Raw genomic sequence first — 11580 nt, forward strand, 5'->3', positions numbered from 1 at the left:
TGCCCCGGAGCAGAGATAAAACAGAAGTTCATTTCCAGTCGTTACGCTTTGAAAGGGAATCTCACGATGTTTCACCAGCGGTTCAGGGATGTAAATGCCGATGTCTGGCTAACAGCACGCCTTCTCACCTACATTTTACGCAAGCGAGCGAATTAAATAGGGCGCCAGAAAACACTCAACGTCATTTCTCGCCACCCCCAGCGTCACGCCGATGCCCGCTTGCTTTAAGATCGCAATCCCTTCTCCGCGATTACGCGGATGCGGATCTTCAATGGCGATGTAAATATGTCTGGGCCTGAGCCGGGCCAGTGTTAGTGCGCAGGACGGGGTTCTGCCCTGAAAGGCACAGGGCTCTGGCGTGACATAAATTTCACACGCTTCTACAGGTAACGTAAGTGTGGAAAGTGCATCAGCCTCAGCATGGTACTGACCCGGTGAACGGGTAAATCCGGTCGAGACAACCCGACCATTGTGAACAATTACGCACCCTACCGGTGGGTTAGGTCTGCAATGCGGCAGCGCATGGCGGGACTGCGCCAGCGCTAACAGCATAAATTGTTGTGATTTTTGCATCATTAACAGGACTCGTCTCATTACCGTTTTACGTCCGTGAGCTTAGCTACAGAACGTAAAACTCAGATAAACTGCCATTCAAATCCCGCAGAGGTCTGGCTGACATGACCTGCCGACGAGCCCGGAAAATGCGAACTAAACCAGCGTGCCTGATGCTCACTCGCCCACGTCATTGCCCAGCGCCGCTGGGCTTCGGCCTGCGCGGCATCAGCACAAAAGCGCGAGGCAAGCTGGGGCTGACTGACCTGCAAATCGTTATGCATCAGGTCACCGGAAAACAGCGCATAATCGCCCGCACTGTGCAGAATAATCGACGCGTGGTCATGACTGTGGCCGGGCGTGGGCACATAGCGCAGCACATCAGCAAACACCGGCTCTTGCGTCACATCGAACGTCTCCAGCAAACTCGCCGCGATAACCGGATTAATGCTGTCCTCTAACAGCGTTTTGCGTGCCGGATCGTGTTGCCAGCCTTTCAACCCGCTATCCGAAAAGTAGTAGCGGGCATGTTTGAAAAACGGTGTCCATTTACCGTCCATCCAGTGCGTATTCCAGCCCACATGATCGCCATGCAGATGGGTGATCAGCACGATATCCACCGCGTCAGGATCGACGCCCGCGTCACGTAAGCGCTGCGCATACGGCGTATTCAGCTGATGGGAGAGCGGAGAGCCTGCCCGCTCGCGACCATTGCCGCTGCCCGTATCGATCACAATAAGGTTGTCAGGCGTGCGGACCACCCAACTGTGAACAGAGAGCGTAATCGTTTCCGGCGTTCCGCTCGCTAACGCCTGCGCGGGAAACAGCCATTCCGTGGACAGAGACGCGTCCAGTTCAGGAATTTTAAAGACCTCGCACTCACCCACGCGGTAAACCGGCGTCACAGACATATGACCTCTCAAATCAGGGGGAAAATGATACTGACTCGTCGCATCTTGCCATCTTCCCAGCCGTTAAGCACGCTTAGCCCGGCATGCGTTCAAGATCGGCAATCAATCCCGGTCCTGTGGGCTGCCATCCCAGTTGCGCGCGAGTAAGCCTGCCTGAGGCGGACATATCCTGCGCAACGAAATGACTCAGCCAGCCAAAATGATCGGTAGCTTCAGCGGCTGAAAGGGATATGACCGGCAGGTTGAGGATCCGCCCGAGGGCGTCGGCAAGCACGCGCAGCGTAATGCCTTCTTCGGCGACCGCATGATAACGGCTTCCTGGTCTGTTTTTTTCCAGCGCCAGCCTGTAGAGGCAAACCGCATCGTCAAGATGCACTGCTGACCAGCGGTTTTGGCCTTCATCAATAAAAGCGGAAACGCCTGTCTGTCTCGCCACCTCAATCAACGACGTAACCAGGCCCTGCTTCAACGGATTATGTACCTGAGATAACCGCACAACGGAAACGTTGACCCCTTTTTCCAGTGCCACTATTGCGGCCAGCTCGGATGCCCGGCGCGGATTAGGATGAAGCGGGTTGAAATAGTCTTCTACGGCAGGTCTTCCCTGCCCCGTCGAGCCCAGTCCCACCGCCGAGGTGATGATTAAGGGCCGTGCGCTTCCTGCCAGTGCCGTGGCCATCGCGGCGATTGCCTGCCGATCGGCTTCACAGTTTGTCAGAAACGTCGAAAAATCATGGTTAAAGGCGGTATGGATCACTCCCTCGCAGCTTGCCGCGCCCCGTTGCAAACTATTGTGATCGTTAATATCACCCCAAAAGGGCTCGACACCTGCTTTGCTGAGCCTGTCGACACCCTGCTGATGTCGGGTCAGTCCGACCACCTCATGCCCTGCCGCGATCAGATCGGCCGCAATCGCCGACCCGATAAAACCCGTTGCTCCTGTAAGAAATAGCCGCATGTCTGTTCGTCCTCTTGTCAGCCTTCGCAACCGTGGTTGTCTACTTTACGGTGGAGAAGGAATGCGCTCTATGTGATAACGTCGCTTTTTTATGTCTGACCGTCTGGGATGATCATGGACCCGCTTTCACAGCTCTTAGCCCTGCTTGAACCACAACGTTACGTTTCCGGTGGTGTGATACTGACGCCGGAGATGTCGGTACAATGGCCCGCTCATGATGGCGTGAAGTGCTATGCCGTCGTAGCGGGTGCCTGCTGGCTGACCGTTGACGGTGTTGCGGAACCCTTGCGCCTTAACGCCGGCGAGTGCTATCTGCTCCCGCCAGGCGCACCTTTCAGGCTGGCCACAAACCCGGACGCGCAGACTGTCGATTTCCAGACGGTGCGGTCTGAGATGGTTGCCGTGACAGCGGCAAAGCTTGATGAAACCTCCGCCTGTTTACTGGTAGGCGGGCATTTCCTGCTGACCGGACGGCCCGCACAGATGCTGTTAGGTACGCTGCCGCCAGTGGTGCATATCCGGCGCAGCGCAGACAGAGCCGCCATGCAATGGGCGCTGGAAAGAATGTCACAGGAAGTCCGTGAAGCGCAGCCCGGCAGCGTCCTCATCGTGCAACAGCTGGCATTTATGCTGCTCATTCAGGCGTTACGGCTGTATGCAAATGACCCGCAGCAGTCAGGCTGGCTTGCGGCCCTGAAGGATAAAAAGCTGGGCGCGGCGCTGGCCTGCATGCACCAGCACCCCGAACACAAGTGGACGCTGGCGGAACTGGCAGCCAGGGTGGGAATGTCACGCGCGGTTTTTGCTGAACGATTTAAGCAAACGGTGGGCATCGCGCCCGTCGACTATCTCACGCAATGGCGCATGCATCTTGCCTGCGACCAGTTAAAAAAAGGGAATGGCGGGCTTACCGCGATTGCTGCCGGGCTGGGCTATGAATCTGAGAGCGCCTTTGCAAAAGCCTTCAAGCGTGTCATCGGTGTTTCACCAGGCAAGTTCAGTAAAGAAAACGCCTGATCGGGCGGCCCGAAACCAGGGATGATGGCGGGCTTCAGGGGAATATGGCTGCGCGGGGCTGAAAATCCCTGCGTGAGTACGGTAGCGCTTGCTGCGGGCCTGTACAACGCTCATGAAAGAGGCTCATTAACCTGAATAAATATCACCGCTTTTCCCGAAACATGAGAAACCTTCACATGAGCCGTTTTCATGAGGAGACGGAAATCCGGATATCGGCAGGCCTTACGCTACAAGGGTTCAGGGCGCATTGCACCACGGCACACTCTGTCCGTTTGTCTCCATTACGCGTATGACAGAGGCTTTACCTCTGTTGACCATGAAGATGGCTCATGTTGTGTTGAAATTAAGTCGCTTTCCCTTCCTCCGCGGCTCTGGCATAAAATATGCTTTATTGACAAACACACAACGTGAAAGCGGTTAAACGAAAAACCAGAATGCAGGCCAGTCTGGATAACTAACAGCCACAGACCGTTTTTCACATCAGAACGCAGGGTGCATCACGATGAAAAAAGAATTCACATTTACGATTAAGAGCAGTGTTTTCGATGAGAATTACAACCCGTCTGAAAATACGCGCATCACCACCAATTTTGCTAACCTGGCGCGCGGGACAAACCGTCAGGAAAACCTGCGCAATGCCTTAACGATGATTGATAATCGCTTCAACTCGCTGGCGCACTGGGATAATCCAAAGGCCGATCGTTATGGTGTGGAACTTGAAATTATCTCGGTTGAGTTAAATATCGAAAACGAGACGCAACGCGGCGCGTTTCCTGTAATTGAAATTCTGAAAACCCATATCGTCGATAAAAAAACTCAGCAGCGTATTGAAGGTATTGTTGGCAATAACTTCTCCTCTTACGTGCGCGATTATGATTTCAGCGTGCTGCTGTCTGAGCACAATAAAAACAACACCGGCTTCAGCGCACCTGCTAACTTTGGCGATTTGCACGGCAATATTTTCAAGTGCTTCGTGAACTCTTCGGCCTTTAAAGAGAACTTTAAAAAACAGCCGGTCATTTGCCTGAGCGTGTCCAGCAAAAACGTTTATACCCGCACAGGAAACCGTCATCCGGTACTGGGTATTGAATACCAGCAGGATGCCTATTCCCTGACTGACCAGTATTTCCACAAGATGGGCCTGACGGCGCGCTATTTCATGCCGGAAAACAGTGTTGCCCCGTTGGCGTTTTATTTCTCGGGTGACCTGTTGAGTGATTACACCAATCTTGAGCTGATCAGCACCATTAGTACGATGGAGACGTTCCAGAAAATTTATCGTCCTGAGATTTACAATGCTAATTCACCGGCTGGCCAGTGTTATCAGCCAAGCCTGAACCATCTGGACTATTCATTAACGCGCATTGTTTACGATCGCGAAGAGCGTAGCCTGTTAGCGGTAGAACAAGGGAAATTTACCGAAGAGAAATTCATTAAACCTTATAAAGCCGTTCTTGAAGAGTGGTCTGCCAGTTACGCGCTTTGATTAACCGAAATACAAGGTCACCTATTATGAAAATGTTGTTACCTACCTCAACCGCAGGCAGTTTACCGAAGCCATCCTGGCTGGCTCAGCCTGAAACGCTGTGGTCGCCCTGGAAGCTGCAAGGCTCAGAACTGGCTGAAGGGAAAAAAGATGCGCTGCGTTTAATTCTGGACGATCAAATCCAGGCCGGTATTGATATCGTCAGCGACGGTGAACAAACGCGCCAGCACTTTGTGACGACATTTATTGAGCACCTGAATGGTGTTGATTTCGAGAAGCGCGAAATTGTCCGTATCCGTAATCGTTATGATGCCAGCGTACCGACGGTGATCAGCGCGGTTAGCCGTCAGAAACCCGTCTTTATTGACGATGCGAAATTCTTGCGTCAGCAGACTAAGCAGCCGATCAAATGGGCGCTGCCGGGTCCGATGACCATGATTGATACGCTGTATGACGGCCATTACAAGAGTCGTGAAAAACTGGCCTGGGAATTTGCCAAAATTCTGAATCAGGAAGCCAAAGAGTTAGAAGCGATTGGCATCGACATTATTCAGTTTGATGAGCCCGCTTTTAACGTGTTCTTTGATGAAGTCAACGACTGGGGCATCGCCGCGCTGGAACGCGCTGTGGAAGGCCTGAAGTGCGAAACCGCTGTGCATATTTGCTACGGCTACGGTATCAAAGCCAATACCGACTGGAAGAAGACGCTGGGGACGGAATGGCGTCAATATGAAGAAGTCTTCCCGAAACTGCAAAAATCAAAAATCGATTTCGTTTCGCTGGAATGTCAGAATTCGCGCGTGCCGATGGAGCTGATTGAGCTGATTCGGGGTAAAAAAGTCATGGTGGGTGCCATTGATGTAGCAACCAATACCATTGAAACGCCGGAAGAAGTGGCCGCGACGCTGCGTAAGGCGTTGCAGTTTGTGGATGCCGACAAACTCTATCCGTCAACCAACTGCGGTATGACGCCATTATCCCGTGAGGTGGCGCGTGGCAAGCTCCATGCCTTAAGCGCGGGTGCGGCTATTGTTCGTCAGGAGCTTTCAGCGTAATTCACGCGGGTAATCTGCAGCAGGTGAGCGCGCTGACGTGACTCGCCTGCCATCCCTGCCTTGTCGTTATCATCCCTTTGTGTAAGAACAGCCTGGCACTGACCGGGCTTTTTCGTGCGGGGGCCGCTGCCGTATCTGATGAATTAGCGTGGGCATTGATCATGCCTGCGGAAACGGTGGGACATAATGCAATCATGGAGCAGTCCCTGCTCCGCTGTTCAGTCCCTTATAAGCCGGTATCAGGAGCCACGATGGCTGTTCTGGCCCCCTTTCTTACCGGCTTCTGAGGCTTTTTCACGATCGTTTTTGAAATTGCCGCCGCTGTTCTGGCCGCCTTTTTTACCGGCTTCAGAAGCTTTCTCTTTATCTTCCGCGAAATTACCTGATCCGCCACGATGTTCAGTCATAATATTTCCTCTTCAGGTTAAAGTTGTCTGCTTCTTTGCTTCACCATTTGCATGGCACTGTTAAGGTTATAACGCGCCTGTTAATCTGCAAGCGTGGCGGATAAAACATTCGCCGCTTTGTTTAGCGCTTTTAATACTGCCGCGCAACCGCAACGGAGGGCGGAAAATAAAAGCGAAAAACAACAAGATAATCACCATAAAACTCGCTTCTCTTGGTTAAATGCGACTGCTTTCATTCGTCAAAAAATTAACAAGAGGTTACATTTAGGCGTGTAGAACGGCAATTTTCAGGCAAAATAAATACTCAGCCTTAGGCTGACATCCCTTCACGGTTAAAAGACAATCTGTTTACGCACCACCACGTGCTTCCGCAGCATCCCACTCAACCTTTTGCCAGCCTCAGAAAACGACGCTACCACGTCTGACGCCTGCCCTGTAATACCGTGCTCTGCCATTAAGCTTTACCTGTTGGCGTCGGCCACGTGTTAACGGCCTTATTGATCAGGGGCACACTAACGCTGCCTGGAAATAAAAGAGAGTGGTCTGTCGTCAGGAGCAGGTAATGTATTTCAGTCATCCGTCAGCGGCAACAGCGCGCGCTCAGGAAAAGCCACGGCGATTGTGAATATTCATTACTCATCGCGCTCTAAATAAAACCCTGCGCCTAAAAAAGGCTCCCCGTGTCTGTCGCGCGTGTGAATATACCGCTTTATTTTCTCGCCTGGCGGTTTAAAAAGACAGCCTCCCGTTTCGTCGGTTAAAACATAACAGGACGCCCCCAACGCCAGCTATGAAAATAGTGGCATTCACTGACATCAAAAAATGCTATCGCGCCCTGTGTGTTGATAAGCGGATTGAGCGTTTCTGTTAGGTGAAAAAAGAAAATGAGATCGCTGCGTGGCAGCATGAATATGTCGCCGTCAGGCCGACAGGCTATAAAAAAGTTAAGATTCGTCAAAAAAAAATCGGGCAGTAAAGCTGTACATGGAATGAAACTTTCGTACAAATTTAATGCTAATAATCCTCATTTTCAAAGAGTAAAAAACCTTTCAAGACGAAGCGGTATTAAAAAAACCGTTTTTTATTTTTTTCCATTGTATTGTTTCGCATTGGAATTATCAGAAACCATCGACCAAAATGAGGCTTTCCACTGTTAATGATGAAATGAGAGAGGATAGACCCATGGTCAAATATCGTGGCGGCGCAGGAAATTTTGCAGCAAACCCCGAGAGAGCCTCTGAAGCGGGTCGGAAAGGCGGCAAAAACAGTAGCGGAAACTTCAGGAACAACCCCGAGCGTGCAGTAGAGGCGGGCCGTAAAGGGGGAAAAGTCAGCCGCCGTACGGGCTAGTTCCCTTTGCAATTTCGCCCGTCTGCCTTTGCCGCGCTGGCGAGCATCTCTTTATATCTCCACCGAAACGCGCAACGCCAGGAAGGCCGCTTATCTTCCTGGCGCTGGCGCACATCTGATTTTTTATAAACAGGAGTTTTTATGTTGTCATCCGACACGCTTTGTGCGCTCACAGGCGCCTCCCTGACCAATGTACGACGCTGGCAACGGTATGGACTTGTTGCTGTAGATCCCGTGACAGACTACTGGACAGAAGCCCAGCTCGAAGAAATCCGCGAAGTCATGTCAGCCAATGCCCACGGCGCAACGGCGCAGGAAATGCACGATGGCCGCAGGCAATCAGAGGGCGTAATGACGTATGGCTGGCCCGCCCGCCGTGGCGAAATCCTGACCAGCCTGGAGTTTGGTTCAGACAGGCAGTTGATCCGGGTTATCCGTAGCCTGAGTCGTGACTTTGCCGGTGACGATTTTGTCCGGTCTTTAATGCGTCCACTCTGCAGTTGGCTGCGCGAGGACCAGCGTCGTGGCGCTGCGCGCAGGCTTGCCCGCTTTGAACATGTCACGGAGCATCATCACGCCTGTGTGACCCGCGCAGCCTCTCGCTCGGCCAGCGTACCGCTGTTGCTTGAGATTGCAGGTGAAGTACAGAACACAGATGTGCTGCTTGAGGCCATCCGGTTAACGGCACAGGGCTTTAGTGTGGATGTCTGCGTGGACACCTCTGTGCCGCTGCCAGCTCATCAGCGTAAGTCTTACGATCACCATCTGATCTGGCAGGCCAGCCAAATCAGCGTTCAGTAGCCGGTTCGCGTTAATGCTGCCCTTCCCCTCTTCATTCCGCAAACAGGTTAGCGTTTTCTCTGCACTCCGCGTGGCTGCGGTATGTTCTCCGGCGCTTTCCCTTGCGTTCTGACACCCTCTTGCGTGCTGTTCTGGTGTGGATACGCGTGACCCCAGCCTTACAGTAAACGCACTCATTTATCCTTCAATCCTGACGTTTTATGAAAGACCGTGGACTAACGCGGGCCATAGCATGGCGGTGATTGCGCCGGACAGGTTAGTTCCGGGCCGCCTTTTCCGGTTACGCATCCGCGGCGGTTCATGCCCCCAGTGATGCGCCCCATACAACTCAATGCCACTGGCGGCGCACAATGCGGCGGCGACGCGAGTCTGCGCCCGCTGCGTACCGCTTCTCTCAGAGGGCGCACACGTTCTGTGAATACCGGCTAACGACGCGTGGCAGAGCCGGCCAGTGCGCTTTCAGGCTGAATGCGTTCGAGCCTGACAGGGGTGCTTTTATAGGCCGGTATACCGCTTTTGGTATCATGGCTGTCCAGCGGTACCAGTACGTTCGCTTCCGGATAATAGGCTGCGACCGAACCATAGGCCATATCGTGCACCACGATGGTCAGCTTATCCATGCGCCTTGAGGTCGGGTTACCGTCCGGGTCCAGGGCGATGACGTTGACCTGCTCGCCGACGCGTAACTGCCGTTTTTCGGCCTCATCCGGGTTGATAAACAGCACATCCCGGCGTCCTGTTACGCCCCGGTAGCGATCGTTCAGACCATAGAGCGTTGTATTGTATTGGTCGTGGCTGCGCAATGTCGTCAGCACCAGATCGTGGCAGGTCAGTGAGCGTGGATCTTCATTGATGCCCGCCATCACCAGGAACTGCGCTTTTCCTGACGGCGTGTGCCAGATGCGCTCGGATGCGCCATTGGGCAGGCGAAAACCACCCGGTTGTTGAATGCGCTGATTATAGTTTTCGAAGCCCGGAAACACCGCTTCAATGGCCTGGCGGATATTACTGTAATCACGCGTCATCTTGTCCCAGTCGACAACCGTATCAGGCAATGTGGCTTTCGCCAGGCTGGCCACCAGCAGCGGCTCTGACTTCAGGTGCGGCGAGGCGGGATCGAGCGTGCCTCGTGAAGCATGTACCATCGACATGGAATCCTCAACCGTGACACTTTGCGCACCCGAGGGTTGCTCATCCACCTCCGTGCGTCCCAGTACCGGAAAAAGATAACTGTGCTTTGCCATCAACAGATGTGAACGGTTCAACTTCGTCGCCATATGCACTACCAAATCCAGATTGCGCATGGCAGGAAAGGTGACCTGTGGGTCAGACATGGCTTCAGCCAGGTTGCCGCCAAGGCACAGCAGCGCTTTAGCACTGCCGTCACGGATGGCGCGAATTGCCTCAACCGCGCCGTGACCGTGTTGTCTGGGCGGCGTAAAGCCAAACACTTTTTCCAGACTGTTCAGCAGACTGTCAGACGGGATTTCGGTAATCCCAACCGTGCGATCACCCTGAACATTGGAGTGGCCGCGCAGCGGACAAATGCCGGCCCCCTTTTTGCCCATGTTGCCGCGCATCAGCAACAGATTCGCGATTTGCTGTACATTCTGTGTTCCGTACTGATGTTGTGTAATGCCCATGCCGTAGCAAATAATGGTGCGATCCGCCTCCGCATACAGCCGGGCAAGATGCTGAATCTCTTCACGCTCCATCCCTGAAACTTTCAGAATGTGCGCCCAACTGGTCGCCTCCAGATCGGCCTTCAGCGCCTCGAAGCCCTCAGTGTGTTCATGAATAAAGGCCTCATCCAGCACACCCGGTTCGCCCTGTTCTCTGGCCGTCGCATCCATAGCGAGCAGGAATTTCATCATCCCTTTCAACATGGCCGCGTCACCGCCTACGCGCACTTTATAATAGGTTGACGCCAGCTCGGTTGAGCCCATCGACAGCATCTCGATTGGGCTTTGCGGTGAGGTAAACCGCTCCAGCCCGCGTTCGCGTAACGGATTAATCGCAACAATCGTCGCACCACGTTTTGACACCTCTCTGAGCGTGCCCAACATGCGCGGATGGTTGGTGCCCGGGTTATGACCAATACATAAGACAAGGTCGCAATGGTCAAAGTCATCCAGCTCGACGGTGCCCTTTCCTACGCCGATGGATTCCGGCAACCCCACACTGGTCGGCTCGTGGCACATATTGGAACAGTCTGGGAAGTTATTGGTACCGTATTCGCGGGCAAACAACTGCCAGAGAAAAGCGGCTTCATTCGATGCGCGGCCAGAGGTATAAAACTCAACCATGTTCGGATCGCTATAGCTGCGCAGCCGCTCACCTATTTCACGAAAGGCCGTTTCCCATGCGATGGGCTGATAGGTATCGCTGGCCGCATCATATTTCATCGGATGGGTCAGCCTCCCTTCGCCTTCCAGATCCAACGCGCTGCGCGCCCACAAATCGCTGACCTTGTTAGCCGCGAAAAAATCGGGCGTGGCACGCTTACTAGTGGCTTCCCACGACACCGCTTTGGCCCCGTTTTCGCAAAACTCAAAAGAAGACGTATGCTGCGGATCAGGCCAGGCGCAGCCGGGGCAATCAAACCCCTGGGGCTGGTTCACCCTGAACAGGGCAATGACGTCCTGTTTCACCGCCATTTGTCCCCGAATCGCATCCGCTACAGCTTTTAATGCGCCCCAGCCACCCGCTGAGCCGCCATACGGTTTGACCCCAAAAGTACGATTCGTTTCTTTCATTTTTATCCCAACCTGTATCAATGGCTTTTGCTTAAGCCTGGTACAGGATTGGGAACACGCCTGTTAAGCAGGGCGCAAAGCCTGATTTAATTTTTGCAAAATGTTACCTCGCTGCGGTTAATTGCAGCCCATGCGCTTTTTGTGTCCCAACGGCGTTACCCGCCGTGTTTCGCTTAAAAGGCAGAATTTTAAATCACGCGTAAATAGCGAGCCGACGTCACTTTTCATTTGCATAATCATGAGCAGGCAGCGTCCGCCAAATAGCGGGAAAATGACGACGAAAATCA

At 53.2% G+C, this 11580-nt stretch carries 10 protein-coding genes; 5 read left to right on the forward strand and 5 right to left on the reverse strand.

From position 1 onward, the window contains the following. Positions 1–135 precede the first annotated feature (135 nt). From GC090_RS11065 to GC090_RS11075, 3 genes are all read right to left on the reverse strand, one after another. Positions 136–573, reverse strand: coding sequence for a bifunctional diaminohydroxyphosphoribosylaminopyrimidine deaminase/5-amino-6-(5-phosphoribosylamino)uracil reductase RibD (locus GC090_RS11065; protein ID WP_416381885.1), 438 nt, complete (start codon positions 571–573; stop codon positions 136–138). A gap of 62 nt (positions 574–635) precedes the next feature. Next, positions 636–1463, reverse strand: a complete 828-nt coding sequence (locus tag GC090_RS11070) for an MBL fold metallo-hydrolase (RefSeq protein ID WP_324019758.1) — start codon at positions 1461–1463, stop codon at positions 636–638. A 73-nt stretch (positions 1464–1536) separates the two neighbouring features. Then, a complete protein-coding gene (locus tag GC090_RS11075; protein WP_324019759.1) occupies positions 1537–2421 on the reverse strand; it encodes an SDR family oxidoreductase in 885 nt (294 codons plus the stop codon). 114 nt (positions 2422–2535) lie between these two features. Between GC090_RS11075 and GC090_RS11080 the strand changes: the two genes are divergently transcribed. The 3 genes from GC090_RS11080 to GC090_RS11090 all read left to right on the forward strand — a co-directional run bounded on the left by GC090_RS11080 (position 2536) and on the right by GC090_RS11090 (position 5979). Further along, the gene (locus GC090_RS11080) at positions 2536–3438 is read left to right on the forward strand and encodes an AraC family transcriptional regulator (RefSeq protein ID WP_039340470.1); all 903 of its coding nucleotides are present in this window, start codon (positions 2536–2538) and stop codon (positions 3436–3438) included. A 502-nt stretch (positions 3439–3940) separates the two neighbouring features. Further along, positions 3941–4924: a DUF1852 domain-containing protein gene (locus GC090_RS11085; RefSeq protein WP_033741287.1), complete on the forward strand. Its 984-nt coding sequence runs from the start codon at positions 3941–3943 to the stop codon at positions 4922–4924. Positions 4925–4950: 26 nt separating this feature from the next. Beyond that, positions 4951–5979, forward strand: coding sequence for a methionine synthase (locus GC090_RS11090; protein WP_324019760.1), 1029 nt, complete (start codon positions 4951–4953; stop codon positions 5977–5979). Between the two features lie 239 nt (positions 5980–6218). Here the strand turns inward: GC090_RS11090 and GC090_RS11095 are convergent, their stop codons facing one another. Next, complete coding sequence (locus GC090_RS11095) at positions 6219–6386, reverse strand: con-10 family general stress protein (protein ID WP_006119054.1); 168 nt, start codon at positions 6384–6386, stop codon at positions 6219–6221. 1182 nt (positions 6387–7568) lie between these two features. Between GC090_RS11095 and GC090_RS11100 the strand changes: the two genes are divergently transcribed. Both GC090_RS11100 and GC090_RS11105 read left to right on the forward strand, forming a co-directional pair. Further along, complete coding sequence (locus GC090_RS11100; RefSeq protein WP_006119050.1) at positions 7569–7736, forward strand: con-10 family general stress protein; 168 nt, start codon at positions 7569–7571, stop codon at positions 7734–7736. Positions 7737–7877: 141 nt separating this feature from the next. Further along, the gene (locus GC090_RS11105) at positions 7878–8537 is read left to right on the forward strand and encodes a hypothetical protein (protein ID WP_324019761.1); all 660 of its coding nucleotides are present in this window, start codon (positions 7878–7880) and stop codon (positions 8535–8537) included. A gap of 425 nt (positions 8538–8962) precedes the next feature. Here the strand turns inward: GC090_RS11105 and GC090_RS11110 are convergent, their stop codons facing one another. Then, the gene (locus GC090_RS11110; RefSeq protein WP_324019762.1) at positions 8963–11293 is read right to left on the reverse strand and encodes an FdhF/YdeP family oxidoreductase; all 2331 of its coding nucleotides are present in this window, start codon (positions 11291–11293) and stop codon (positions 8963–8965) included. Positions 11294–11580 lie beyond the last annotated feature (287 nt).

Origin of the sequence: Pantoea sp. JZ29, from assembly GCF_035190385.1 — a bacterium.
GTDB lineage: Bacteria > Pseudomonadota > Gammaproteobacteria > Enterobacterales > Enterobacteriaceae > Pantoea > Pantoea stewartii.